The sequence below is a fragment of the Cupriavidus sp. HE11 genome (genome assembly GCF_056097175.1).
The window spans coordinates 466,659-493,285 of the sequence record NZ_CP184466.1 but is presented as its reverse complement, the minus strand read 5'-3'; the positions used below and the strand labels follow the sequence as shown (position 1 = coordinate 493,285).

Here is a 26,627-nt window from a genome sequence, read left to right as displayed (position 1 = left end):
GGGTGATCGGCGTCGGTGCGCTGAGGGAACGTGGCTCGAGCAAACTTGCGATCATGCGTTCTCGTTGCTGGCGTGAGATCGCTGTCTGATGTAGCACGGTAACGGTCTAAGGGAGAACTGAAGTACGGGCCGCACTTCATACCGTGACGCCTGTGGAATGTGCATCCATAGGCTGAAGAGTTATCAGCCGAAAGCCGCATTGCCGTAAAACTCATGCGCTGTACGTGTAGACAGAGTTCAATCTTGCGTCTGGCTTTCAAACTCCCAGAGTTCCCGGAGTTGGGATTCAACGCTCGCAAGGATGCTCTGTTGCTCAGACTGCGAACGAGTTCTCAAATAGGCAAGCGCTACCAACGTAAGCGGATGTACGTTGAGAGCGTCGGCGATGGAGTCGATCTTGTCGAGCGTCGGACTTTTCAATCCCCGCTCCAGGCTGCTGACATACGTCCGACTGGAGACCACGTCCAGCGCCTCTTGCGGAACTCTACGGAATCGCCTCACAGTGCGCAGCGCACTACCAAAATTCTCTCTCAGCGTCATGGGAAGAGCAGCGCAAATCCCACAATCTCGCCTCGATGAACACTATAGGGCTACAATCTATAGTGTTCAATACGTGATGGTCACGGAATGACGACTACTTTGCCGAGGGCGCTCTAAGGAGCGCCCTTCAAGAAAAGTGGCCTATTCGTTTTAAGGCATATGTTTCTGATTCAGGACGAAAATCGGTTGCCGCTTCTGTCGGCGCTGGCCGGCGACGGTGCAGGTGTGTGGGCAGTAATGGAGCAATGGACCCCCGGCGACTTACTGGTTCTCCGAGTGTCGGAGAAACGAGCTCGGGGCGTACCACGAATCGTTTGGATGGATCTCAACCGCGGCGCCGTCTCCCTACAACAGTTCCTCGATGGCACAGAGGTGTTGCGCGGCGCCGCAGTGGTAAGCACCGGTGGGGCCCGTCAGAGTGAGAACTGGTATTTGGATCCGTTGCGTGAGATACGAGTCGGGGTAAGTGAATACAGCGAAACCCACGAAGCATTCTTAACCGCCACCTATTTCACGACAACGGCCGGCCGGGAATTTTCAGTGCCGCACGGCTTTGCAACGCGCTATGCGCGGGGTCGGCGCGTCTGGCAGGCCCCGCAAACCTAGTGCGCGAATGCGATGACTGATACGCGATTTCATGATGCAATGCACTGGTCAATGTCGCCCGAGAACCACTATGGGTGGGGCAACCGCTACTTTATTGACACAGAGTTCAGCGACTTTCAGGCCCCTGAATTGCTCAGCATCGCTCTCGTTGGGGAGACCGGGATTGAGTTCTACGGTGAGCGCACGGATTTCAATCCGGAGCGCTGTAGTGACTTCGTTCGAGCGGTTGTGGTCCCGCAATTCGGTCAAATCGACGGCAGGGCGATGGTTCTGGACAGCCTAAGACAGGAACTGCGTGAGTGGGTCGCAGCCATCCCTTCCATATTCAAGCCGGTGATCTGCTACGACCATGCCGTGGACCTTGTCATGCTGCAATTTCTACTTGATGGTCAGTTGCCCCATCATTGGGCGTTCGAGAGTATCAGCGGGCGACTCAACGCAGCACGCCGGGCGGCATATTTTCGAAAGAACGGCGGCGAACATCACGCGCTGCATGACGCCCGGGCAAATGCCTACGCCTGCGGTTTCTAGTATCTTTGAGGACACCTATACGGTGCTGGCCAAGTCTCAGCTACCCGAAACGTAAAGTGATGCGTGTAGTGACAAAAAAGTCTGAGAACCAAGCCAGACGCAAACCAAGCTTTCCAGGCCAAGCGTTCTCAGACTTTATTGTCACGATTTCTCGGACTTTATTGTTCAGTCACAGTGGTGTCGTACCGGAAGAGAGTTCTGCAAGGCTTGCGAGATTCTTGGTCTATCGACCGGAAACCCATAGCCGGAGCGCCATTCCGAGTAGAAGTCCTGGCCCGAGCCATGCCAAGGATCTCAGCCCCGATGGAGAAATTTTGGCCCAGATACAAAATTCTCGCCGACGGATCAGAATTCTGCAAATGCCCATTTCAGACTCGTGGACATGCCGAACAGCGCAGAGCAAGATGCGTTCTTCAACTCAGGCAACGAGCCACCTCCACAATGAATCTGGGATGCGATCGACTCTTGCCGGCCAACAGCGGTCATCAGCGCTGTGAATGCGAATGACCGCTACGCGCGAACCTTGCGTCAGCCGTGAGCCCGTGGATGAATATCTCAGAAATTCCACAGCACACCAACCCGCACCGTACGCGGCTCGGCCGGATGGATATGGTGGTCGTTGATGCCGGTGGCCACGCCATCCGCATTGAGCGGCGAGGTTTCGCCCTTCAATAGCGACGCGTAGTAGTAGTCCATGTCGTTCACGCGCTTGCCGAACAGGTTCAACACTTCGGCAAAGACCCGCACGTCCTTCAACACGCGGTAGCCGAGCTTGAGGTTGACCAGGAACGATGACGTCGAGCGGACGCTGTTGTCCTCGATCAGCGGCCGCGGACCGAAGTAGCGGCCGCGCGCGCCCACCGACCAGCGCCCCCAGTTGTACGAGACGCCCATCGATGCCGTGGTCTGGATCGACTCGGGAATGTAGTCGCCAATATCTTCATGATCGCGGAAGCGCGCGCGCGAGAAGGCAGCGTCGGCATCGACGATCAGGCCGGCCAGCGGACCCTCGGGCGGCGCGTAGTACGCGGCCAGCTCCACTCCGCGGCGCCGGCTCGGACGGCTTGGCTCCGTGGTACCGGCATCGCCGGAGTACACGAGCTCGGAACCGATATCGAGCTGCCACAGCGATGCCGACAACTGCAGCCCCGGCGCAAAGCGCTGGGTGCGCACACCCACCTCGTAGCCTGTGGCGGGCACCAGGACGCTCACCTTCTGCGCGGCTTCGCCTGTCGCGGGATCGATGGTGGTGGTCGCGCCGCGCACATCGTTGCTATGGAAGCCGCGCCCATAGTTCAGGAACACTTCGGTGCGATCCGCCGGAGACATGATCACGCTGAACTTGGGGCCGAGGATATGATCGCTGCCATTGCCCGAGTTGGCGGGGTTGTTGCTCGCCACGTCATACCAAAACTGGTCGGCACGCAGGCCGGCGACGGTGCGCAGCCAGGGCAGCCATTCGGTGGTATTGCGGATATAGAGCGCCGCGCTGGTCTCGTTGACCTTGTCCGTGCGCACCATCTCGTAGATCTGGCGCGATTCCGAATTGGCGAGCGTGATCGGATCCAGGCGGTCGTAGCGCACCTGCACGCCCACTTCGGTTTCCGTATCGCGCTGCCCCAGCTTGCCGAACCACAAGCGCGATGCGTTGACACCCGCGGTCACGCGATTCTCGAACTGCTGGAACTGATCGCCGCGCTCCGGATTGTTCAGCGCATACGTGAAGTTGGAGAACAACTGCAGCCGGCTCTTGATGACGTAAGCGTTGGCCTTGAACAGGCCCGAGTCCAGCGGCCGCAGCCAGTCCGCCGACAGGCTGTAGCGCGACGCATAGCCACCATCGCTCGGATCGATATAACCGTAGCGGGAGATCAGTCCTTCGCTGATCGCGCGCTGCGGCACCTGATCGGTGGCATCCCAGCTATTGCGATAGGCCATCGCGGTCACGCCGATACGCTCGCCGCCGCCCAGCGGCATCGTATAGCGCAGCACGCCGTTCAGCTTGTGCACGCCCTCCGGCAAGGCCCACGGGCCATTGTTCCCCATCCATTCGAAGCCATAGAGCATGGTGCCCGGCCCGACCTCATGCGAGTTAGCCAGTACGCCACGGCGGTAGTCGTGCTGCCCCACCTCGATCTGCGCGATGCCGGCCGGCAGTTGGTACACGTAGTCCATACTGACCGCACCCGCCGCCGAGAAGTCGCCCTCCTCGGCGTAGTACGTGCCCTTCTTGTAGACAATACCGTTGACCAGTTCCGGGATCACGAAGTTGAGGTCGGTATAGCCCTGCCCATGCGCGTTGGTCCGCATGTTCACCGGCATCCCCGCCACCGTCGTGGAGAGGTCCGTACCGTGATCGAGGTTGAAGCCGCGCAGGAAATACTGGTTCGCCTTGCCGTCGCCGCTATGCTGCGTGACGATCAGCCCCGGCACCGATTCGAGCAGTTCACCCGGCCGCAGCAACGGACGGTTCTGCAGTTGCTCGCGGGTAACGAAGCCCTGATTGGCGGATACACCGGTATCGGTGGTGGTGATCTCGCCCGCTTTGGCTTGCACCTCAACGGGGGGTAATTCCTGAATGCCGCCCGCCCTGCCCAATGATGGTGCAGTCATTGCGGAGGCGGCGAGGAGGGTGGATGCAGTGGCAAAACGGCGCCGGCCCGGCGCCGAGCGGGATAAAAGCGATTGGCTCATTTTTTGTTTTATGAAATCGTATGAGGATTTAAGCAAACCTCATACCAATCCGCCAGCCCTATCCTGGAGCGCGTTCGCCCTCGTCGAGTTCAGTCGTGTTTAGCGGTCAGTCGTGGGAATGATGCGGGTGACTGTGCGGATGTCCATGCGACTCATGCCGCATCGCATCCGCCTCGGTCATGACCAGATTCAGTTGCCCCTGATGGACACCGCGCTCGCTGCTGATCGCGTTGGCCAGCTTGCGCACCGCGCTGGCCGGCCCCTTGAGGATCACGGTTTCGATGCAACGCTCGTGGTCAAGGTGGGCATGCATGGTCGAGACCGTCAGGTCGTGCCGCTCGTGCTGGATTACCGCCAGTCGCTCGACCAGGTCGCGCTCGTGATGGTTGTAGACGTAGGACAGCGTGGCCACGCATGGACCCTCGCTGTCGTTGGATTCGCGCCAACGGTCCAGATGCCGGCGCAGAATGTCGCGCACCGCTTCGGATCGGTTGTCATAGCCGTGCTCGGTGATCAGGCGGTCGAACTCCTCTGCGAGCGAGTCATCGAGGGAGATAGTGAAGCGTTCCATGTGGGGCAGCAGAAAAGCGGACGATCGGTAAAGGTATCACGGCGTCAACGCGATCCACCTTCATCGACGATAGCCCTCGAACGCTTCCTCCCAACGTCCGTTGTACACCCCATTCCCGTCGGATGAGACTCGGCACGCGGATGGCTGCGATGGGTCGACCAGAGACTGCCCGCCATGACCGCAGCCAGCCGGTCTGCTGAAGCCGGCCAGAAGCCGCCGTCCACCAACACGCACCGAAAGACCGCTCTCAGCCAAGTGCCGGCCATTCATGTCTAGCTGGTTGCCTGTTTGCGGCTGTGCCACGACGGCATCCACCGGCTACGTAACCTTTTCAGATCGCGCGCGAAAAGATTGAATTCGCGCGCCGTTCATGGCGATGCACCATAAGGCATCCAGTGGCGTCGACGGTTTCCATTACCCGCGCTCCCGGACTTCAACCACCCCTTGTAGCGAGCAATCTATGGATCGACGCGAGTTTCTCATCTCGACGGCAGCCGGAGCCCTTGCAACCACCGCTGCCGTACCGGCCGGAGCACAGCCGGCTGCTCCAGCCAATGACCGTGGCGCGCGCGAGCCGCTGGGGGGACAGCCACCCCAGGGGGCGGCCCCATCGATCAAGGATTTCGACTACCAGATCAAGTACCACCGCGCCTTTGAAGCGGTGCTTTGGAACATGCCGGCCATCGCAATCTATTCCTTCCGGCGAGCGGCGTTCACGGACCTCGGCCTCAAGGACAACGACATCATTGCCTATTCTGCGCCGGCAACGCCGAAGCTAGAGGCACTTACCGCCAACAGTTCGACACCCTACATCGCCGCCTACACGGATCTACGCAAGGGGCCGGCGGTGCTGGAAGTGCCAGTGGCCAGTGCGGAGGGCAGCTTGTACGGTCAGGTCGTTGACGCGTGGCAATTCACGATTGCCGATGTCGGGCCGTCCGGTCTCGACAAGGGCAAAGGTGGTAAGTATCTCTTTACCCCACCTGGCTACAAGGGTTCCATCCCGAAAGGCTACATCCACGTTGCCTCACCGAACTACCGCATCGCTTTGGCATTCCGATCGGTACGGGCCCCGGGCAAGTCGATCGAAGACGCCTACCATTACGCGCAGAAGCTGCGCCTGTACTACCTCTCCGAGGCCACGAGTCCGCCGCGCCAGCGATTCGTCGATCCCGCGGACCGCCGCTACGCCACGCTACCTTTCTACGACGAGCGGCATTTCGAAGACATGCACGAGATCATGAGCGTCGAGCCGGTGAAAGAGCAGGATAAGGTGATGATGGGCATGCTGACGTCACTGGGCATCGCGAAGGGCAAGCCGTTCACGCCGGACGATACGGCAAAGCGCGCGATGCGCCAGGCCGCTATCGACGCCTGGTTCTTCTTGCAGCACTGGTTCGATACCGAGATGGTCAAGCGTGTCTACTGGCCCGAGCGCCACTATGTCTCCTTGCTGCAGAGCGATGCCAACCGAAAGTTCACCTTCACCTACGACGACCGCATCGACCTGATTGAACGGGCCGCCGAGTACTTCTGGTGCACCTATATGCCCAAGGTGCTCACCGATGCGCCGGCAACTCAGTATCTGATCGCGCTTTCGGACAAGAACGGCAAATTGCTCGAGGCCGCAAAACTGTACAAGCTGGACGTCCCGCCCAATATGCCCGTCAAGCAGTTCTGGGCGCTGACCGTCTACGATCGCGCCACATTCTCGTTCATCTACAGTGACTCCAATCGCACGACCTTGTCCTCATACGATCTGGACAAGATGAAGCGAAATTCCGATGGCGGTGTGACCCTCTACGTTGGCCCGAAGGCACCGGCCGGACTAGAGTCGAACTGGATACCGACCGAAGGCAAACGACCCATGCCGACAATGCGCCTCTATGGCGCAACGGAAGCCTTGAACAACAAGACCTTCAAATTGCCGGACTTTGAGGTGATCGGCGGCTAGGTGACTGATCTCCGGCCGCGAACGGTCGTTCCTCTACTGTTCGGGAATGGCGGTGAAGGGTTGCGGATTCAACCGGTCGATGCAACACCTAGAATCTGTGTGAGCAGTGGAGGTGTTGCAAATGAAGCAGAGGCCGAGGATCTATTATTCCGAGACGCAGAAGGCACTCATGTGGGATCGCTGGCGCAAGGGTGACACGATCCATGAGATCGCCAGGCTATTTGATCGCGGGCACTCTTCAGTCCAGAGGATCTTGTCGGACGCGGGAGGCATTCGACCAGCACAACGCCATCGCGCCGCGCGAGCGTTGACGTTTGCCGAGCGTGAGGAGATATCGCGCTCGCTGGCGTTAGGGCTTTCGATTCGGGCCATTGCATCGCGGCTGAATCGCGCTCCGTCTACCATTAGCCGTGAGCTCGAGCGCAATGGCGGGCGGCAGAGCTATCGCGCGAGCCAGGCCGACGCACTGGCCTGGGAGCGAGCGCGTCGTCCGAAGCTTTGTAAGCTTGTCAGGAACCGGGTGCTGGCGCGGGTCGTCGCCGGCAAGCTGAGGCTGCAGTGGTCCCCCGAGCAGATTGCGGGCTGGCTCAAGCATGTCTATGCGGTCAACAAGGACTACCAGGTGTCACACGAGGCGATCTATCGTAGCCTTTACATTCAGGCGCGTGGCGCTTTGAAGAAGGAGTTGCTGGAGCATTTGCGGCGCTCGAGAGTCATGCGTCGGTCGCGCCAGTACACAATGAAGACTGAGGGACGCACCAACATCGCGGACGCCATCTCGATCAGTGAACGTCCTGCCACGGCCGAAGATCGTGCGATACCAGGGCACTGGGAGGGCGACCTGCTATTCGGCGACGCTAACAGCCAAATCGCAACGCTGGTTGAACGCCAGAGCCGGTTCGTGATGCTGGTGAAGACGGCTGGCAAGGATTCTGAGGCCGTGGTCAATGCGCTGATCAAGCACGTCAGGAAGCTGCCGCAGGAGCTCTACAAATCGCTGACCTGGGATCGGGGCACAGAAATGGCCGGGCACAAGCGCTTCACTGTGGCGACAAATATTCAAGTCTATTTCTGCGACCCTCAGCATCCCTGGCAACGCGGTTCGAATGAAAACATGAATGGACTGCTGAGGCAGTATTTTCCGAAGGGCACCAACCTCTCAGCATATTCGCAAGCGAAACTCAACGCCGTAGCCCGGCGACTAAACGAGCGCCCTCGCAAGACGTTGAACTTCGATACGCCGGCTGAAAGGTTTCACCAGTACGTTGCATCGACCGGTTGAATCCGCAGTCGGTTTGAGACCCTCGCGAATCCATGGCGGCAATGACCAGTCATGAGCTTTCCTCGTCAGACCATCGGGGAGTTTCGAATTAGTACGGTCTTGAGTACAAAGCTCGAGCGAATATGTTCGACGCCAGGAATGCGCGTCAGTGTCCGCGTCAGAAAGTTCTGGTACGAGCCCATGTCTGGGACGACCACGCGCAGGATGAAGTCGGCGTCGTCGGTCATGGTGAAGCAACTCATAACCTCCGGTGCGACAACAATTTCCTTCTCGAAGCCCTTGATGACAGCCTCCGACTGATTCACCAGCGTGACGGCGACGAATACATTCAGATCCCCGATCAAGGAGTTGTCCCCATCGAATGGTGATAAAGCTGTGGAAAACGCGCGACGGCCCTTTTCTGGCCGAGGTTTGCGGGCAATGCCCAACGATTAAGCAGGCCCCACGTGTGCCCTGCATTGCTCGCAGAAGCGGCCAATCCAATGCATCTCGTTGTGCACTTCACTCCACGGTCGAGTTTGCGGTGGCAAGTCGCTGTGCTACGGCCCCTCGGGTGCGAGAGGCCGCCCCCCGACGTCGGTACAAGAGTCCGCTGCACATTCATTTTTTCGCTCCGCTGACAGTGATCTATGCTAATCCCATCGAGGAAGCGGCCGGAGTTGAAAATGGTAAAACTGCGCTGGCTGGCAATTTTGCTCACGACGCTGGCAATCGTCTTGGCAGGGTGTGGTAATGGCGGCAGCGATAGTGGGGACAGTACGACCAATGCCCTGACACCACCGGCCGGTCTGGTCGAGCGCGACGAATCGCCGATCTACGCAGTGGGTGTTCCAATTGTCCCGGAAACGGTGAGCAACAGCGGGGGTGCTATTTCGCAATGTACGGTCTCTCCGCCGTTGCCGCCAGGCCTGAGCCTCAATCCCCAGGATTGCACGATCAGCGGCACGCCTACTGGCAGTAGCCACGCGACGGTTTATACGATCACGGCGACTAACGCTGCGGGCAGTACGACCACCCGGGTCGAAATCGAAGTCAAGGACGTTCCCATTGCACCAGACGGACTGGACTACCTGGACCGGTCGGTCATTTACCCGACCAATGCCCCCATCACACCCAACACGCCGCTCAGCACGGGGGGCGAAATCACACAGTACAGCGTTTCGCCGGCTTTGCCGGCGGGCCTTGCCATGGACCCTCAGACCGGCATTATCACTGGCACCCCCACAGCAGTGACCGCATCAGCGGTCTATACGGTGACGGGCACCAACAGCGTGGACAGTGTCCAGGCCCTGCTGACGATCGAAGTGGCTGCGGCGGCCGTGCCGCCGGTTGGCCTCGTCTATGTGGATCCACTTCCCGAATATATTGTTGGCGCGCCGATCACGTACAACGAGCCTGCCTATTCCGGCGGCGAAGTCACCCAGTTTTCGGTATCCCCTGCGTTGCCGGCAGGATTGAGCATCAACACGCAGAGCGGGGTCATTAGCGGCACGCCCGCTGCCGAACTGGCTCAGACGACGTTCTTCGTTACCGCCAGCAATAGCGCCGGCAGCGTTACCGCGCGGATCTCCCTTACTGTGGCCGCAGCCCAGGTCGGTCGGTGGCAACCCGCCGATGCCATGAATCTAGGGCGCTTCCGGCATACGGCCACACTGTTGCCCGACGGTCGAGTCCTGGTGGCGGCAGGGAACAGGAAGCAGGCGACCTCCTCTACCGAGTTGTTTGATCCGTCCACGAACGGCTGGACACGAACTGGCAGCCTTGCGCGGAGCCGGCAAGCGCACTCCGCCACGCTTCTACCCGACGGGCGAGTCCTGGTGGCGGGGGGATTCGGCACCGGTGGAGGGAACGCGCTCAACTCGGCCGAACTCTACGACCCCGCCACCGGCGGTTGGTCGCAGACCGGCAGCCTGGGCCAGCAGCGTGACAGCCACACCGCCACGCTGTTGCCCGATGGCCGCGTGCTGGTGGCAGGCGGCGAGGGTCAGGGAGGCAGTACGGGCGCCCTGGCGTCGGCCGAACTCTACGATCCAGCCGCGGGCACCTGGTCACCGACCGGCAATCTTGGTCAGGCGCGCAAGCAGCACACCGCCACGTTGCTGCCCGATGGCAGGGTCCTGGTAGCCGGCGGCGAAGATGCCAGCGGCGGCGCACTGGCCTCGGCCGAGCTATATGACCCCGCCACGGGCACGTGGTCGTCGACTGGCAGCATGAGCCAGGCCCGCAACGCCTATGCCGCCGCGAAACTCACCGACGGCAGGGTGCTCGCAGCCGGGGGATTCAATGGCACCCAGGCACTCGCAACCGCTGAACTTTACGATCCCACGACGGGTACGTGGTCAGCGACAGGCAGCTTGCAACAGGCACGTGACTTCCACACTGCCACGCTCCTGGCCAACGGGCGAGTGCTGGTGGCTGGCGGTACAGCCGGGAGCGACTTGTTCGTGAGCGAGATGTACGACCCCACGACTGGAAGCTGGTCCCAAGTCGGCAGTCTTGAGCAAATGCGTGAGCAACACACAGCAACGTTGCTCGCAGACGGCAGGGTCCTGGTAGCGGGCGGAATTGGACGCGGCATCTTGTCCTACACAGAACTGTTTCACTAGATTGTGAGGGCGCCAAGGTCGTGGGCCGAATCTGATCCGAGGCCGTTCCGCAGAGCGATTTAAACTGGCCGGCAAGCAACCGAAAGCTGAATTCCCTCGAGGAGGGCGAAATCATGAGCAAACTCTTCGTAGTGTCGTTCAAGGTTTTTGTCGCTAACAGGCTGAACATCGAGTCCGTTTTTGTCGGCCTATCCATTGCTCTCACACTTGCACTGCAAGGGTGCTCAACTACGCCCGGACGATTGCCAGCAGTCCCACGCGAAGTAACAAGTAATGCTGAGATTCCAGGTATGCCTGGTGTGCGCTACGCTGCGGGTGCGGATGCCCCCGGCCTGACTGAAGCGGCTTTTGACGCACTGAAGAGGGAAAGGGATTATCTCGCCCGACAGGGGCAGACTGGCCCGATGCCACCGGCGGTATATCTCGCGATTTCGGGTGGCGGTGACAACGGCGCATTTGCTGCGGGCTTGCTGAATGCATGGACGGAGACAGGAACAAGGCCAGAGTTCAAGCTGGTCACCGGCATCAGCACAGGTGCGCTGATCGCGCCTTTCGCTTTTCTCGGAGCGAAGTACGACGCGACGCTGAAGCAGGTCTACACGACTATCTCCCCGAAGGACGTCCTGGAACAGCGTAGTTTTCTCGGGGGCGTGCTAAGTGACGCGATGGCTGATAACCGACCGCTACTGACGCTGACCCGAAAATTCATGACTGAGGATCTGCTCAAGGAGATCGCAGCCGAGTACGCCAAAGGCCGCATGCTATTAGTCGCGACGACCGACCTTGATGCGCGTCGAGGAATCATTTGGGACATGGGAAAGATCGCGACCTATGGCGGTCCCAAAGCACTGGACCTGTTCATAAAGGTCTTGGTCGCTTCCACTTCAATTCCAGGCGCCTTTCCCCCAATGATGATTGACGTGGAAGTCAATGGAACCCGCTACCAGGAAATGCACGTTGATGGTGGTGTCGTGGCACAGGTATTCGCCTACCCCGCGACACTCCGTGTACAAGAGGAGGCGGCTTCGGTCGGCGTCCGCCGCGACCGCCAGCTTTACATTATTCGCAACGCTCGACTCGACGCGGACTGGGTGCAGGTGGAACGCTCTACGATGAGCATAGCCTCTCGCGCGGTCGCATCGATGATTCAAAGCCAAGGCATCGGCGATCTTTACCGCATCTACGCGACTGCCAATCGCGATGCCGTTGACTTCAATCTTGCCTTCATCCCGGCAAGCTTCAACGCTCCTCATAAAGAAGAGTTTGATACCGAATATATGCGTGCACTCTACGACACCGCCTATAAGATGGCATTGAAGGGCTACCCGTGGGCTAAGGCACCGCCCGGATTTGCTTTGCCGCGCGTCACGGCAACGGAGAAATAGCGCATTTATGGCATTGATTGGCGCGCTCCACTCCGCGATCCAGGATCTCCAGCTCGTTCCATTCTCCGCATAACTGATGCGAGCGACCTCCCGCGGGCCGAGCAAGCCTGGCGGCCAGGCGTTGCGCCTGTCCCGGTGCGGGGGCCAGGACGAAAGCGGTACACAGCTTGATGCGGGTGCGGCCGACAATACGCCCGAACTGATCTATTCATGAGGTGCAGGAACGTACTCTCTAATGACCATGTGTAGCCTCGGAAAAGAGGCGGCTATTGGCCGGACCCGGTCGTCGACACTCATTCACGAGCCGGGCCCAGCTCAATCGGCGGTTCGCGACCCAAGGGAGCCATTCAGTTGCGTTGAATCGAATGACTGCAGCGGGCCACAATCCGGCCAATGATGGACCGGCGCGAAGTGAGCCTCACTCTGGCTTACCATGCGGGATTCCAGGCGACGGGCTTTGCGCTCACAGCTATTCCGTAGCACTCAGATCTAGTTCCCGACCATTCGGACGCTGGTCAGCGGCGAGGGCGAAAACGCCCGCACCACGCCGCACTCGTCCAGCGCGCAGAAACCGTGTTGCTGAATCTCTTGCAGCACAAGCGGCGGATGGATACCGGGCATCGGTGTATCCAGGGTGAGTTGCGTGGTGATCTCTGTCTGGGGTGGTCCGAACCAGAGACGGACGACGACGGGACAGTCGAGGAGAGAACGGCCAGCCGGCAAGAGCAGAGCCCTATTGCCGTGCCGCAACACGACGATGTTCATGATGACTGCAAAAGCGGACTGTCGCGCCTGGGTTCCCGAGCCGCCCGGTTAGGGAAAGAGCCCGCCCGCGTCTGGGAGCGTCGGGCGGCCAATAACCGAGGCGCCGATTGCGAAACGCCTCGAAAATGACCTTAGTACAGCCGCTCCCGCTTTTTGAGCGGGGCGAAACGCGTGATCCCTTTCCGCGCGCGAAGGACTGCGCGCCGCCGCGCGTAGCGTGAGTCTCCATTACTCGGACGGCAAGACGCGTGCTGCGGCGCATTCGCACCCCAGGTGGTCCACCAGGGCGTAACTTGATCAATTACGTACCGTGAATTACGTACCGTGCAAGTGTGTGTGTCGAGTCTGCCGGATGGTACCGATGCGGCATTTCAACCGTACCATCCGCGGTAGGGAGAAAGCGCAAAGTGTGAAGCCACCGACTTTTACAGGACGTGGCTATATATCCGCCTTCTTGAATTCCGGCTCATCTCAGACGTATATTTATTCTGCTCAGACGAGCTCACCGGCAAAGCTATTCAATGTTTCCTGTGCTGAGGTCGCCATGTTCATCACACTGCACCGAAACGGGGCCCGCGCATTGTTCGTCCGTGCTGGCACGCCTCTTACTGAAATTCCTCGCGATGCGCTACAGTGGCTCGGCACCATCGAGACGTCAGCCGACGCAGAACTCGATGACAAGACGCCAACGTTGGGCCTCAGCCCATCGGCAGTCCTGTACGACATCACGGTCCATGGATACTGCGCACTAGATGTGCCTGAGCATATTGGCTCGCCGCCCCGTGCTGGGTCGTCGGAAATAGTTCAGTCTGGCTGACGCCTCGTCGGCCAACTTGTTGGCGATGGCAAGATCTGCGGGAGTAGGTGTCAGCACGCCCCGCGCCATGGAAAGTGCAAAAGGTTCGCCGGTGAGCCCATAGCGCCGGATTAAGGTGGCTTCGACATCCAGAATGGAAGTCATGGTCGGGTGCCTATGCCACGATTGCGCAGCGCAACACGCTGCCTCATCCTGGCACATCAGCGATCCGAAAAGCCATCATCCCGCCGTGCACACTCCCGCGGTGGGCAAGGCACAGTGCGTTCCAGCGCATGAATGTCGCTACATTGGCGGAACGGGTCATGGCATCCGCTCTCGCGCTTGTCCGGTCGGTACAGCACGTTGCCGTTCCTGTACGCGCACGAACGTCAAACGCCCACTACGTTCAAGCACCACACGTTCAATTTCGTGCAGCGTCTCTGCGTGGAAGCTCGCGCGCAGATTGGCCCGCAGGTCTTCGTCGCTCAACATGGCGCGGGCCATGCCGGCGCGGTCGAGCTTTCCTTGTCGCATAAGATCGATCGGACTGCCCCCGACGAACCGGTCGAATGCCGGAAAGCGGCTTGACAGGACGCCGACGAGGCGATGCAAGACGACGAGAGCGCCGGATGCTGCCAGCGTACCGATCACTGGGCTGGCACCGACCACGGCACGTGACAGGACGGCACCAAGTAACAGCATGATGCAGAGGTCGAATGATGTCTGCTGTGAGAACGCACGACTGCCGGCTAGTCGCAGCAGCGCCCACGCGGCAACAAAGATGAGGATAGCGCGCGCACTCATCTGCCACCAGGCGAGGTGATCGCCCTCGCCAAATATGGAAAACATGAGTTGCATGATGAAACTTCCTGAAGCGTCGACACTTGCGGTGGAAAGGGCATCTTCCATGCCAAGTTGGTATAGCTTGTGCGTAGCAGCTTCCATCTGCGCTAGTGGGTACCGTCAGATAACCCTGCCAATCTCGTACAGAAAAAATTACACGGCGGCAGATCGTTGTCGATGTAATTGTTTCGCCTCAGGAGCGCCCCGTGACCGTACCGAAAGACAAAATAGCTACGACGAAGCCAGCTCCAGAGGAATCGACATCTGCTGCATCGAACGCCGTGCGCAAAGGACAGATCAGCGGGCACGTCGATCGTGCAACATTCCGTGACCGGTTCCGCTCCCGATTCTATGACCCAGCGTACCGCAAGGAGGACGCCGCGATCGAGCGGCTCGAATCGATTGCCTGGGAGGCGTATCAAGCAGGTCGCAAGGCGCCAGTTACGGTGAAAGCCGGTCCCGGCCATGCGGACCCTGATTATGAGTTGTCGGTCGAATGGCGCGAAGCAAAGACGGCGATCGAGGCCGCGCAACGTGAACACGACGACCCTGCATCTGCATCTCGAGTACTTCTGGTAATAGCGTCATCGCGCAATGATTTCACGTGTCCTGGCGAAGTTTCGAAGTCATGGCGCCTGGCGACCCTGGCGCGGAACCGGCTACTACGAGAAGGGATGCAGGTCGATTTGCTGGATCTGAGCAGATTGACCTCCGATCCTGACCTCCAGATTCATCCGTGCAAGGGCTGCGTGTCGACAGCCATGCCCCTCTGTCACTGGCCCTGCAGTTGTTATCCCAATCATTCTCTCGGTCAGGTCAACGACTGGATGAACGCACTGTATCCTCGCTGGGTGCGTGCCCATGGCGTGATGATTGTCTCGCCAGTTTACTGGTACCAAGCCACTGGCCCGCTCAAACTGATGATGGACCGGCTCGTGTGCGCGGATGGAGGCAACCCTGACCCGAGCAGCACGCATGGCAAGCAACCTGAGGAAGCCAAGGCGCTGGAGTTGCAGGGCTGGGGCTATCCCAAACACCTGGCCGGGCGTGTCTACGGTGTCGCGGTGCATGGCGACGTCGCTGGCATTGACGGCGTGCGTCGCGCGCTATGCGACTGGCTGGACTGGATGGGGTTCATCGACGCAGGGCATTTGGCCAAGCTCGATCGATATATCGGTTACTGGCGCCCGTACGCCACCAGCCATGCCGAGCTCGATCACGATCAGGCCGTGCAACGCGAGGTGGAAAGCGTAGCCGGCGCAATGGCGGAAGCGGTTTGTCTTCGCCGGGCGGGAAAACTTGAAGCGCCTGACCGCAATGTCCCGCCCGTCCGGCAGAAGTGAGATTCGAAGGGAGGACCTGATCTTGTCCGGGGGAAAGAAGGTTTCCCGTCGGGCGTACCGGAACCACGCACGAGTGGCCTTACAATTGCGCCAACCATCAATCTTTCCCCACACTTTTGCCCTGGCGACTATGGAAAACTTGCCTGCCGCGCGGCCGTCCACCGACGTGATTCTCGACGACATCGCATCGGTGAACCGCATTGAGTCGGTTCCAACCATTCTGCAATTGGTTTGTGACGCCACCGGTATGGGCTTCTCCGCCGTAGCCCGGGTCACCGACGAGTCATGGACGGCCTGCGCCGTACATGACCGAGTGTCGTTTGGATTGCGTTCAGGCGACCATCTCGATCTGCGCACAACGCTGTGTTTTGAGTCCCGAGCGGCCCGGCAGCCCATCGTGGTGGACGACTTTGATACGCATCCCGTTTATCGGGGCCACCATACGCCCCAGATTTATGGGTTGAGAAGCTACATTTCCGTGCCCATCGTGCTTGCCGACGGCACGTATTTTGGCAATCTCTGTGCGATCGACGCCAAGCCGGCATCCGTGGCTAACTCGCGCACGCTGGCGATGTTCGAAAGCTTTGCGAGCCTTATCGCGACGCAGCTTGCCAACGACATGGTGACACAGGGTATCCACGCAGCATTGTCCCAGGAGCGTGAGACCGCCAATCTGCGCGAGCAATTCATTGCGGTGCTCGGTCATGATCTTCGAAACCCCCTTTCAGCCATCAGCTACGCCGCACAGGGGTTGGTGCTACGCAAGGAAGATCCAGCGCTCGTGAAGACGGGTCAGAAAATCCAATCAGCCGTGCAGCGCATGTCAAAGCTCATTGCGGACGTCATGGATTTCGCCCGGGGACGACTCGGTGGCGGACTACCCGTTGAGGCAGTTCTCCAAACTGACCTTGCGTCATCTTTGAATGCAGTCGTGCACGAGCTCGCGGAAACGCACCCGGGCCGGACCATACATGATGACATCCGGATTGACGTGCCAATATTGTGCGATATCGGCCGCCTGCAGCAGTTGACGTCAAACCTGGTCGCCAATGCCATTGCTTACGGTGCATCAGACGCTCCGGTGGTTGTGAATGCATACACTCGGGACGAACAACTGGTGCTGTCCGTCGCCAATGCCGGGTCGCCTATTGCCCCGGAAGATGTCGAGCGAATCTTCGAGCCATACTGGCGCCCCGCGACGCAGAGCACCGTCGGGGGTCTCGGCCTTGGGTTGTACATTTGCAATGAGATCGTCAAGGCGCACGGCGGCAAGCTACAGGTTCATTCCACACAAGAGACGGGAACGCGTTTTACGGCATCGTTGCCCATTTCTCACTGAGTCAGCGCACGAGCCCGGCATGGTTCCCCCCGGGTATTCAGGCGTGGCGATCAGATGACATGAGCCAGCCACCTGACGGGGCAATGGCTGTTCATCGTCGGTCTTGTCGGTCGCACGGAAGTCACGATTTGCTATCTGTCTGACATCGAAACACTACGGTTGTTGCTAGATTAGCCTCAAACAAACGACGGCGGCTCAGGACCTCGCGATCATGTTCAGTGACGTTTATCGCGCTGGTCTGCCAACGCTTGTTCTGCTCTCTCTCGCCTTGGGCCTACCGTTGCCCTGTACAGCGGCCGATCAGGATCCCACCAGCAGCCTTGAAGAAGTGGCCGCTGCGAGCGGCAGCGAGATATCGAAGCCGGAGGAGTCAGTCTCTGTCCACGGGCAGTCGACATACATCTGGCAGTACAAGCCATCATTCCCCGCCACCTACACCGGTCCGAAAAGTCTGCTGCCTTCAGCGGAGCATGGCTATTCGTGGTCGGCGACGTTGAGCGTCGGACTTCGTCTCTGGCATGGCGCCTCTGTCTTTCTGGATCCCGAGTTGATCCAGGGTGTTGCTTTCTCCGATTCGCAGGGACTGGGCGGCCTGGCCAACGGCGAATTGGCAAAGGCCGCCGTCGCCAACCCGACCATCTACAGGGCGCGTCTCTTCGTGCGGCAAGAGATCGCGCTGGGCACTGAAATGGCATCGGCAGAGTCCGGCTTTCATCAGCTAGCAGGCCAGCAGGCCAAGCGCCGCGTTGTGATCACGGCCGGCAATCTTTCGGTGCTGGATGTCTTCAATAGCCTCGAATACGCGCACGATCCTCGCAGCGAGTACCTCAACACCGCGTTTGCCTCCCATGCCTCCTTTGACTTCCCGGCCGACGCGCGCGGCTATACATGGGGGGCGGCAGTCGAGTACATCGATGGCGATTGGGCGGTGCGGATGGGCCGCTTCCTACAGCCGCTGGAGCCGAACGGGCTGCAGCTCGACACCAGAATCTTCGATCACTACGGCGACATGTTCGAGCTCGAGCATGGGTACATGCTATTCGGCAATGCGGGGAAGGCTCGCCTGCTGCTCTGGCGCAACCATGCCCATATGGGGGCCTTCTCCGAGGCTCTGGACCTGGCATCCCGCACCGGCAGCGCTCCCGACGTAGGGCAGGTACGGCGGGAGCACGCGAAGGTGGGTGTGGGGGTTAGCCTGGAACAGAAGGCGGGCGACTCGCTGGGGCTCTATGTCAGAGCCGATTGGGCCGATGACAAGACCGAAAGCTACGCATTTACTGAGGTCGGGCGCAGCGCTTCGGCTGGGGCGATCTTGAAGGGTGGTTATTGGCATCGAGCCATGGACAGCCTCGGCGTCGCCGTAGCCATCAATGGCCTTTCCAAGCAGCATCAGGAATACCTCGCGCGCGGTGGCCTGGGTGGCTTTCTTGGCGACGGCGCGCTTCGGTATGGCCCCGAACAGGTTTGCGAGGTGTTCTACAGCATGGCGGTACAGCGACACCTTTTTATCAGCCCAGACTTCCAGTACATCCGGCACCTGGGGTACAACCGCGACCGGGGTCCGGCACGGTTTTACGGCGTGCGGGTGCACGCTCAGTTTTGATTGCGGCCATCCAGGAGGCCACCATGGAGCAAATCGAAGCACTCGACAGTGTTAGCCCGGAGGAGAAGGAGCCGTGGTACCGGCTCATGGGACCTGGCCTCGTGACAGGGGCGGCCGACGATGATCCCAGTGGAATCGTCACCTATGCGCAGGCCGGCGCGCAGTTTGGCAACGCTCTGCTGTGGAGTGTCATCCTGACGCTGCCGCTGATGATCGCCATCCAACTCGTCTGCGCGAGGCTTGGACGGATCACGGGTAGAGGTATTGTGGCCAACATCCGGCGCCACCAGTCACGCCCGCTCGCATATGCCTTCGTAGTGCTGCTGGTGATAGCCAACACGATCAATGTCGGCGCGGACTTGGCCGCAATGGGCGATGGTCTGGCATTGGTTGTCGGTGGGCCGCGCTGGGTGTACACGCTGGTGTTTGCCGTAGCTTCACTGGTACTGCAACTTTTCGTGCCCTACCGGCAGTATTCGCGTTATCTGAGGTGGCTGAGCCTGTCGTTGCTCGTCTACGTTGCCGCGATGTTCATGCTCAAAATAGATTGGCGCGTGGCCGCCGTGGCAATCGTTTCGCCGCGTTTCGAATTCTCCAGCAGCTATGTGCTTATGGTTGTCGCGGTCCTCGGCACGACCATCAGTCCCTACTTGTTCGTATGGCAAGCCGCTTCCGAAGTGGAGGAGATGGAGGCGGACCGGAAGGCGTTGCCGCTGGAAGAGGCCCCCCGACAAGCGCGGGCGCAGCTCCGACGCATCAATGTGGATACCGTCACAGGCATGGCGGTATCGGCGATCATCGCGCTTTGCATCATGCTGACCGCGTCGTATGCGTTGCACACCATGGGCGTTCTGGATATCGACAGTTCGGCCGCAGCGGCCAAGGCACTTGAGCCAGTGGCGGGGAAATGGGCTATGCTGCTTTTTAGTCTGGGGGTAATCGGGACAGGTTTGCTGGCGGTTCCGGTCCTGGCTGGGTCCGTCGGCTATGCGGCAGCGGAAGCGATGCGTTGGAGACGTAGCCTCGAAGAGAAGCCACTTTCCGCACGACGGTTCTACGCGGTGATCGGCGTCACCATGGCGATCGGTACGGCGCTATGCTGGTTGCCCATTGAACCGGCAAAGCTGCTCGTGTGGAGCGCCGTATTCAACGGCGTCGCCGCTGCGCCAGCAATGATCGTGCTTCAGTTGATGTCTCGAAGCAAGGCCGTTGTTGGCATCTTTCGCACCCCGATTTTGGTTCATGTCATGTCGTGGCTCGCTACGGCAATGATGTGGGTCTCGTTGATGGTGATGGCCGTCCTGTCGCTATAGAAAAGCCGGCTGGAACATCCTCCGCGCTTGGTCCCCTCCACGAAGCGGTGTGACATTTTCCAAACCTCGTGACGAAATTCAGCTACCGGTCTGGCTCTACTTGTAGGAGTCTGTCCGACAGCGTTGTCAATAACTTTGGATCACTATTCCGTCAGATCCGTAATCATTGCCACTTCCATGTCTTCGTCTCAACGGTCTTCTGGGCCGCATCCCTTGGCGGAGCGCCACGATATCTTTCGCACGTTAGTCGAAACAGTCTCCGACTACGCGATTTTCCTGTTGGACCCTGATGGCATTGTCAGAAGTTGGAATCGCGGCGCGCAGCGGATCAAGGGATACGAAGCCTCCGAGATCATTGGTTCTCATTTTTCGCGGTTCTACACCGAAGAAGCGGTCGCTCGAGGCTGGCCGCAGAAAGAGCTAGAGCTGGCGATCCGGCATGGACGGCTGGAGGATGAAGGCTGGCGGGTCCGAAAGGACGGGACGCAGTTCTGGGCCAACGTCGTGATTACGCCTTTGCGTGACGAGGCGGGCGCGGTCATTGGATTTGCCAAGGTCACGCGCGACATGACGGAGAGAATGCAGGTTGCCGAGAAACTTCGAGAGCGAGAAGAGACATTCAGACTGCTGGTGCAGAACGTATATGACTATGCGATCTTCATGCTGGATCCGCGCGGCCTCGTTGTAAGCTGGAATGCCGGTGCCGCTCGCATCAAGGGCTACATGAGCGGGGAAATCGTTGGCCAACATTTTTCCAGGTTCTACCTCCCCGAGGATATCGCCGCCGACAAGCCGTCGCAGCTACTTGAGATCGCCCGCGCGAAGGGGCGGGTTCAGGAGGAAGGGTGGCGCGTCCGCAAGGATGGCTCAATGTTTTGGGCGAGCGTGACGTTGACTGCCATCTACGATGATCACCGCCAATTGCGAGGATTCGCAAAGATCACGAGGGACATGAGCGAGCGCAAACGCCTGGAAGAAGTCGAGGCGTCAGCCAGGCGAATGAACGAGTTTCTCGCAACGCTTGCACACGAGCTAAGAAATCCGCTGGCTCCGATGTTCAGTGCGACCTCCATCATGGACCTCGCGCCTGAGGATACGCCGTTGGTTCGTGCAAACCTGGGGGTAGTGGGTCGCCAACTTCGCCATCTAGCACGTCTCGTGGACGATTTGCTGGACGTTGGCCGCATTGCGGCAGGAAAGCTGGAACTGCGCAGAATGGTGATCCCGGCCAGAGAGATCGTTGCGGCTGCCATCGAAGGGAGCCGCCCGATCATCGAGGGAAAATCCCAACGGCTTCAGTGCAGTCTTGCCGATCCCGACTTCTTGGTAACGGGGGACCTCACTAGACTTGCTCAGGTGCTGCAAAACGTACTTATTAACGCCTCGAAGTTTTCCGAAGAGGGGGCGACGATTGCGTTGCGGTGTTCGATTAGTGGCCACATTGGACAAATAGAGATTGCTGATCAGGGATGTGGCATTCCAGCAGAATCTCTGGATGACATTTTCCAGTTGTTTGTCCAGGCGGCCCCACCGGGCCATGCAGGGAGCGGAGGATTGGGTATCGGGCTATCGCTTTGCCGCTCGATCATCGAGTTGCATTCTGGTTCAATCAGTGCAGCAAGCCCGGGCCCGGGGTTGGGCAGCACGTTCACCATTAGGTTACCTATTGTGACAGAAGGCGAACACCTGAATGCGCTGCCTCAGTCGGCTCCTGGCGAGTCGCTTCGTATACTTTTGGTCGACGACAACCGGGACGCTGCCGACAGCTTGGGGCTATTACTGCAAATGACCGGGCATGCCGTTGTCGTAGCCTACGATGGCGTAGCGGCGCTACGCAGCATCGCCAACTTCGTTCCGGATGTGGCACTTATCGATCTGGCTATGCCTGACATGGACGGCTTCGAACTCATCAAAGAGCTGCGCGAGTATGGAAAGCTGCAGGAAACACGCTACTACGCGTTGACAGGGTTCGGACAGGCTGGCATCAAGCAACACACCACAGAAGCGGGATTCCACGGTCATATCGTTAAGCCGATTGACATCGATGCATTGATGGAGGTGCTGCGTCAGCCCGGCTGAGGGTTCCCCTTCTCAATCGAGGCCAAGAAACCACGGAGCTAAATGAGGCCGCGACCCGCCTCGTCGAGGGCGTCAAGAATCTCCGCAAGTATCTTTCTCCCCTCGTCTATTGTTCGCGCGGTCGAGACATTTGCAACCATTCCTTCGTCGGCCAAAATCACAACGAGGTGAGGGAAATCTTGCGAGGGTGGAATATAGATGGCACCGTGCATCATCCAGTCTTCATTGCATATACGTCTGCGCGTCAGGTTCCGATAACGTACGCAAGTTGCTTGCCTGTCTATGCTGCACTTGCAGAATTCCAGCCTTAATAGCCACGTCTTGGGCAGAGTTCTAGGGTCCAGTAACGCTCTGGCGCACCGATGTCGGAAAGCTGCGCCGCGTCGAACAGCGGCAGTTGGCTCTCGTAAGCTTCCACCGCGGCCATCTTTTTGGCTTGCCAACAGGCCACCGGAAGGTGAACCGGTTCGGCAATCAGCCCGGCTTGCAACCAACTCAACAGACGACTCTGCAGGACGCCTGGCACTCTACGGTGGATGGCATCCTCATAGAACAGCCAGTGGACCGGCGGTGTGGGCGCAGCGTCCTCATCAGGGGCGCCGACGGTGCTTGGGGTGTTCAGGCGCATGAGCGTGGCGCGCAGCAACATACAGGCGTGACCGACGAGTACATGGTCGCTGTGGAACAGCCCCATCGGTGCCAGCACGGTGCCACCACGCTTAAGGGGTGACGACGCGGAGAGCCCGGTCATGATGTCTATCGCGCTACGGCGCTCGCCGTATTGCCCGTCCAGAAATTCCAACCATTCTGGCTGCGCCCCCAGCAGTTGAAGGCTACGAACGTCCTCGCCACGCCGGTTTGCCACGGCCTGCGTTCCGCTCGAAAATCCGGCCGCACGATCCCAGTCAGTCAACGCCGTTTGGAATTCCGGCATTCCAGCGAGAACAGTTACGACCACGGTGCCCTTGGAGGCCGCAATGAGTGCCCCGCAACTGAATACGGCATCATCAAGATGCGGAGAGATGACAGTCAACGGTTCTGGAAGCTGGTGGATACACATCGAGATCTCTGATGACGTCAAAGGATGGGCGCCTGCGGCCTGCGACGCAGTTTGCGGGGACTACTCCGGCGACGGAATGTCGCAATGCATGGCGAGCATTGCGAGGTGGTCGGAGAAGCCGGCGGGGGCCCGGCCATGCGCACGGGCGCTAGTTACCACGTGTGGACGGGTACTCCATGCAATCTGAGCATCAAGCGCGAGCAGGCGCTCCACCAAGGCGACATCTTCGCTGCTCGCATCAGGTGGAAAGCCGCCGGCGCGTTGATACGCGATCGAACAAACACCGAAGTTGGCCCCATGTATATGTCGGTGGCCCTCCGTGCGCTGGTAGCGTGACGCGAACGTTGCTGCGACATGTGGTGGTTGGTCGCTCCAGTCTTCCACCGTTATCAACCCGCATACGGCGTCGGCGCGCAACGACAATTGGGCCACGAGCCAGTCTGGTGCCACGCGACTGTCGGCGTCGGTGAAGGCCAGCCAGCGGGCATCGCAGGCCAGCAAATGCGTGGCGCCCGTATGACGAGCCATGCCCACGTTGCGCGCGCCGATCGGCAGGCAGATGATGTGTGCCGACACGGCATGGGACCGCGCGATGGCCAGGGAGTTGTCGCTGCAATCGTCCAGTACGACGGCCACCACGACCTCTTCCTGATTGAGTCCCGGATGCAGTGCAGCCATGCGCAAGGCGAGCAGACAGGCTTCCAGACACGCCTCCTCGTTATGCACCGGGACCACGACACCAATCATTGTATGCACTCCCGCTCGCGCAGCGGTTGCGCGTTGCGTGACCAGATTTCGAGGAGGAAGTCGGGTTCGATATGCCGGACATGGCGGTGGATTCCGCGCAGACCGGCAATTGCGGCGTGAACGTGGCGCGTGGACATCGTGCGTGCCGGGAATGGACGCAGCCAGTGGCAGGCGACGATGGTGCCAGCCGGTGTAAGGGAGTTTGCCGCCAGCATTGCAGTCCGCCGCCAGTCTTCCGGCATAAAGTAATAGCCAAGCTCACTGAGGACAACCAAGTCGAAGGTGCCTGGTGGCCACTCGCCGGGCAGATGGACAACATGTGCCTCGACATGGGATTGGTGCACCAACCGTTCCCGGGTTCGCTCGACAGCCCGTGGCACGAGGTCGACGGCCAGCAGCGTATCGCATCGCGTCGCAAGGCGTTCGGTCAGTGCACCGGTGGCGCAGCCGGCTTCCAACGCGCAGGCGTAGCGAGACTCTGGCAGCGCAGCCATCAGAATGTCGCGCTTGCGCGCTTCGTACCACAGGGTGTCGAATCCCCACGGGTCCACCTGCTGGAAGATCGGAGCAAAGTCAGCGGCCGTCATAGCGTGCTATCACGGCGCACTTCGCTTTGGCTGAGCGCGCTACCCAGCGCCGCAAGATCGCGCTCCGCATGGCTTTGCCTCAGGAACACTGGCAAGTCGGCAAAACGCGCCGCAAGTGCGGGGTCCTTACAGAGCGGCCCAGCGCCAAGCACGTTGCCGGCGCGCCGCATGACACGTTGCGCGACGGATTCCACTTCCAGGCGCACCCGCATGGCGGAGACGAAGGCGTCGGCTGTGGGATTCGCATCGATCCACGCTGCTGTCTCGCGCAACAGTGCCGCACAGGCCTGCAACTCGCAGCCCATCGCGCCAAGATGAGCCGTGGCATGCGGATCGTCACGCCTGCACACGACATCCCGGACGGCCCAGTAGAAAGGCAACACCGTGCCGTACCAGCATGCCGCGATGCCCGCGCCGCCGTGCCAGAATCCCGGGCGATCTAGATACGCGCGTGGTGCGCCGACTTGTAGCGCAGGGCAATCTAACATCTGCACGTCGATGCTGTAGGTGTCGCGCATGCCCACCGCATGCCATCCGTCACCCGTGATCGTGACGCAGGGCCCTTGCGTGTCGACGACGGCGAGGATTCTATGGTCGTTTTCGTCAACGCAGGTGACTAGCGCGTGGGACACGCCATCCGCACCGGAACACCAGGCTTTGCGACCAGTCAGTAGCAAGGGAGGCGCATCCGCGAGGCCCGTCCTCGCCCGCAGGCTAAGGACGTCGGCGTCCTTAGCCTGCTGCGCGTCCACGCGTGCATCGGGCGATTCGGCGGCCCAAACCGCCCAGCGGGTATCTGGCTCGGGCGTCGCATCGGCGAGCTCAGCGAGAATGGCCAGGGCGTCAGCATGCGCTTCAAACAGCTTGATGGCGACTGCACCCTGGGCGGCAGCGATCTTTTCGAACAATCGCCAACGGGCGATCGTGCTTCCACAGCCTGGCAATGGAATGGGGTGATGACCGACGTGCTGAGCGATGATCGCGTCGAGGGAGAATTTCGGGATGTCATGGGACAGTACTCGCATTTCCGTGCTCAGCAAGTTCCTTGCCTAGCGAAACGACAATACACTCGCCGTGCGCCTGGCACTAGCAGTAGAGGAACGTTCCACTGTGCTGTGGACTTACTGCCAATTGCGACGGAATGTGCAATCTTTACCGGGCTTCGCACAAGCGTGTCGGCTTGACAACAAGTGGGCATGCTAGCGATTGAAATCGCTTAGAGGTCACTTACGCGCATGGCATGTAGCGAGGCAGTCATCCTAGTTGGTCGGCTTACGAATTGGCATCGCTGCCAACTGGCGTAAGATGGGGTGAAGGAACTTCTTACTTTCGCAGATTCGGCGGGGGGAAGAGATGCTACTGGCTGACTTCATCTTGCGGGACATGGCGCGCATTTTGGCGGAGTGGGAGGCGTTCGCCGCGACGCTGTTGCCGGCCGCCCGGCGCATGGACTCGATGGCCTTGCGCAACGACGCACAGGAGATCCTGCAAGCGGTGGCCAAGGATCTCTCGACGCGGCAAACCAGCGACGCCCAACGCGAAAAGTCCCTGGCGTGGGCCCCGAAACCCATCGGTGCGCCAGAGACCGCTGCGCAAACGCATGCACTGTTGCGGGGGCATAGCGGCTTTAACATCAATCAGATCGTTGCCGAGTACTGGGCGCTGCGCGCGAGCGTGCTGCGATTATGGATGGCGCGACTGTGCGCTGATGGCTTCGGATCTGGAGGATGTGATCCGCTTCAACGAGGCAATTGACCAGGCCATCGTGGAGTCGATAGGCTTTTTTTGATGAGCAGGTCGAGCAGGCTCGCAATCTGTTGCTTGGCATGCTGAGGCATGATTTGCGCAGCCCACTACATACGATCCAAGTGCAAGGCGAGTGTCTGATTCGCCCGTTCGATCCCGAAGCGCAAGGGACAAACGCACATTGTCCCGGCGAACTTTCAACGCCTCCAACGCGCCAATCATAGACTCCAAGCTGCG

At 59.9% G+C, this 26,627-nt stretch carries 22 protein-coding genes and 1 pseudogene; 12 read left to right on the top strand and 11 right to left on the bottom strand.

What is annotated here, in order from left to right:
* Positions 1-237: 237 nt before the first annotated feature.
* On the bottom strand, positions 238-540 hold the full coding sequence (locus ACOABP_RS30150) for a helix-turn-helix domain-containing protein (protein ID WP_474230738.1): 303 nt from the start codon (positions 538-540) through the stop codon (positions 238-240).
* Between the two features lie 318 nt (positions 541-858).
* Between ACOABP_RS30150 and ACOABP_RS30145 the strand changes: the two genes are divergently transcribed.
* Positions 859-1,146 (top strand): hypothetical protein, encoded by a 288-nt coding sequence (locus tag ACOABP_RS30145; RefSeq protein ID WP_474230737.1) that lies wholly within the window; start codon positions 859-861, stop codon positions 1,144-1,146.
* Positions 1,147-1,158: 12 nt separating this feature from the next.
* Positions 1,159-1,677 carry a 3'-5' exonuclease family protein gene (locus ACOABP_RS30140; protein ID WP_474230735.1) on the top strand — a complete coding sequence of 173 codons (519 nt, stop codon included), beginning with the start codon at positions 1,159-1,161 and terminating at the stop codon, positions 1,675-1,677.
* A 555-nt stretch (positions 1,678-2,232) separates the two neighbouring features.
* Here the strand turns inward: ACOABP_RS30140 and ACOABP_RS30135 are convergent.
* Both ACOABP_RS30135 and nikR read right to left on the bottom strand, forming a co-directional pair.
* Positions 2,233-4,290, bottom strand: coding sequence for a TonB-dependent receptor (locus ACOABP_RS30135; RefSeq protein WP_474230733.1), 2,058 nt, complete (start codon positions 4,288-4,290; stop codon positions 2,233-2,235).
* 187 nt (positions 4,291-4,477) lie between these two features.
* Complete coding sequence (gene nikR / locus ACOABP_RS30130; protein ID WP_474230731.1) at positions 4,478-4,942, bottom strand: nickel-responsive transcriptional regulator NikR; 465 nt, start codon at positions 4,940-4,942, stop codon at positions 4,478-4,480.
* A gap of 460 nt (positions 4,943-5,402) precedes the next feature.
* Here nikR and ACOABP_RS30125 point away from each other — a divergent pair, with 460 nt between their 5' ends.
* Together ACOABP_RS30125 and ACOABP_RS30120 are read left to right on the top strand one after the other, a co-directional pair.
* Entirely contained in the window at positions 5,403-6,896 is a 1,494-nt protein-coding gene (locus ACOABP_RS30125) for a DUF1254 domain-containing protein (RefSeq protein WP_474230730.1), read from the top strand.
* 121 nt (positions 6,897-7,017) lie between these two features.
* Positions 7,018-8,178 (top strand): IS30 family transposase, encoded by a 1,161-nt coding sequence (locus ACOABP_RS30120; RefSeq protein ID WP_474230729.1) that lies wholly within the window; start codon positions 7,018-7,020, stop codon positions 8,176-8,178.
* A gap of 65 nt (positions 8,179-8,243) precedes the next feature.
* On the opposite strand, the gene ACOABP_RS30115 is transcribed toward ACOABP_RS30120, so the two are convergent.
* Positions 8,244-8,522 (bottom strand): Lrp/AsnC family transcriptional regulator, encoded by a 279-nt coding sequence (locus ACOABP_RS30115; protein WP_474230728.1) that lies wholly within the window; start codon positions 8,520-8,522, stop codon positions 8,244-8,246.
* Between the two features lie 321 nt (positions 8,523-8,843).
* Between ACOABP_RS30115 and ACOABP_RS30110 the strand changes: the two genes are divergently transcribed.
* A complete protein-coding gene (locus ACOABP_RS30110; RefSeq protein ID WP_474230727.1) occupies positions 8,844-10,784 on the top strand; it encodes a putative Ig domain-containing protein in 1,941 nt (646 codons plus the stop codon).
* 113 nt (positions 10,785-10,897) lie between these two features.
* Positions 10,898-12,169 carry a patatin-like phospholipase family protein gene (locus ACOABP_RS30105; RefSeq protein WP_474230726.1) on the top strand — a complete coding sequence of 424 codons (1,272 nt, stop codon included), beginning with the start codon at positions 10,898-10,900 and terminating at the stop codon, positions 12,167-12,169.
* A gap of 489 nt (positions 12,170-12,658) precedes the next feature.
* On the opposite strand, the gene ACOABP_RS30100 is transcribed toward ACOABP_RS30105, so the two are convergent.
* The 3 genes from ACOABP_RS30100 to ACOABP_RS30090 form a co-directional block, all read right to left on the bottom strand.
* Positions 12,659-12,934 carry a hypothetical protein gene (locus tag ACOABP_RS30100; RefSeq protein ID WP_474230724.1) on the bottom strand — a complete coding sequence of 92 codons (276 nt, stop codon included), beginning with the start codon at positions 12,932-12,934 and terminating at the stop codon, positions 12,659-12,661.
* A 748-nt stretch (positions 12,935-13,682) separates the two neighbouring features.
* Positions 13,683-13,895: a hypothetical protein gene (locus tag ACOABP_RS30095; RefSeq protein WP_474230723.1), complete on the bottom strand. Its 213-nt coding sequence runs from the start codon at positions 13,893-13,895 to the stop codon at positions 13,683-13,685.
* A gap of 156 nt (positions 13,896-14,051) precedes the next feature.
* Positions 14,052-14,639, bottom strand: a complete 588-nt coding sequence (locus ACOABP_RS30090) for a DUF421 domain-containing protein (protein WP_474230721.1) — start codon at positions 14,637-14,639, stop codon at positions 14,052-14,054.
* 161 nt (positions 14,640-14,800) lie between these two features.
* Between ACOABP_RS30090 and ACOABP_RS30085 the strand changes: the two genes are divergently transcribed.
* From ACOABP_RS30085 to ACOABP_RS30065, 5 genes are all read left to right on the top strand, one after another.
* Complete coding sequence (locus ACOABP_RS30085; protein ID WP_474231361.1) at positions 14,801-15,916, top strand: flavodoxin family protein; 1,116 nt, start codon at positions 14,801-14,803, stop codon at positions 15,914-15,916.
* On the top strand, positions 15,873-17,255 hold the full coding sequence (locus tag ACOABP_RS30080) for a GAF domain-containing sensor histidine kinase (RefSeq protein WP_474230720.1): 1,383 nt from the start codon (positions 15,873-15,875) through the stop codon (positions 17,253-17,255). Before ACOABP_RS30085 ends, ACOABP_RS30080 begins: the two co-directional genes overlap by 44 nt.
* A 211-nt stretch (positions 17,256-17,466) precedes the next feature.
* Positions 17,467-18,858: a carbohydrate porin gene (locus ACOABP_RS30075; protein ID WP_474230719.1), complete on the top strand. Its 1,392-nt coding sequence runs from the start codon at positions 17,467-17,469 to the stop codon at positions 18,856-18,858.
* A 23-nt stretch (positions 18,859-18,881) separates the two neighbouring features.
* A complete protein-coding gene (locus tag ACOABP_RS30070) occupies positions 18,882-20,171 on the top strand; it encodes an Nramp family divalent metal transporter (RefSeq protein WP_474230718.1) in 1,290 nt (429 codons plus the stop codon).
* A 177-nt stretch (positions 20,172-20,348) separates the two neighbouring features.
* A complete protein-coding gene (locus ACOABP_RS30065; RefSeq protein ID WP_474230716.1) occupies positions 20,349-22,250 on the top strand; it encodes a PAS domain-containing hybrid sensor histidine kinase/response regulator in 1,902 nt (633 codons plus the stop codon).
* 307 nt (positions 22,251-22,557) lie between these two features.
* Here ACOABP_RS30065 and ACOABP_RS30060 read toward each other — a convergent pair whose 3' ends face one another.
* Genes ACOABP_RS30060 through ACOABP_RS30045 form a run of 4 tightly spaced genes read right to left on the bottom strand, consistent with a single transcriptional unit; the run spans position 22,558 to position 25,684 of the window.
* On the bottom strand, positions 22,558-23,310 hold the full coding sequence (locus tag ACOABP_RS30060; RefSeq protein ID WP_474230715.1) for a PIG-L deacetylase family protein: 753 nt from the start codon (positions 23,308-23,310) through the stop codon (positions 22,558-22,560).
* 60 nt (positions 23,311-23,370) lie between these two features.
* Positions 23,371-24,057 (bottom strand): glycosyltransferase family 2 protein, encoded by a 687-nt coding sequence (locus ACOABP_RS30055; RefSeq protein WP_474230714.1) that lies wholly within the window; start codon positions 24,055-24,057, stop codon positions 23,371-23,373.
* Complete coding sequence (locus ACOABP_RS30050) at positions 24,054-24,644, bottom strand: class I SAM-dependent DNA methyltransferase (RefSeq protein WP_474230713.1); 591 nt, start codon at positions 24,642-24,644, stop codon at positions 24,054-24,056. Before ACOABP_RS30050 ends, ACOABP_RS30055 begins: the two co-directional genes overlap by 4 nt.
* Positions 24,641-25,684, bottom strand: coding sequence for an acyl-CoA dehydrogenase family protein (locus ACOABP_RS30045; protein ID WP_474230712.1), 1,044 nt, complete (start codon positions 25,682-25,684; stop codon positions 24,641-24,643). Before ACOABP_RS30045 ends, ACOABP_RS30050 begins: the two co-directional genes overlap by 4 nt.
* A 313-nt stretch (positions 25,685-25,997) precedes the next feature.
* Here ACOABP_RS30045 and ACOABP_RS30040 point away from each other — a divergent pair.
* A pseudogene (locus ACOABP_RS30040) lies at positions 25,998-26,530 on the top strand (sensor histidine kinase); the annotation flags it as partial.
* Between the last annotated feature and the right edge of the window lie 97 nt (positions 26,531-26,627).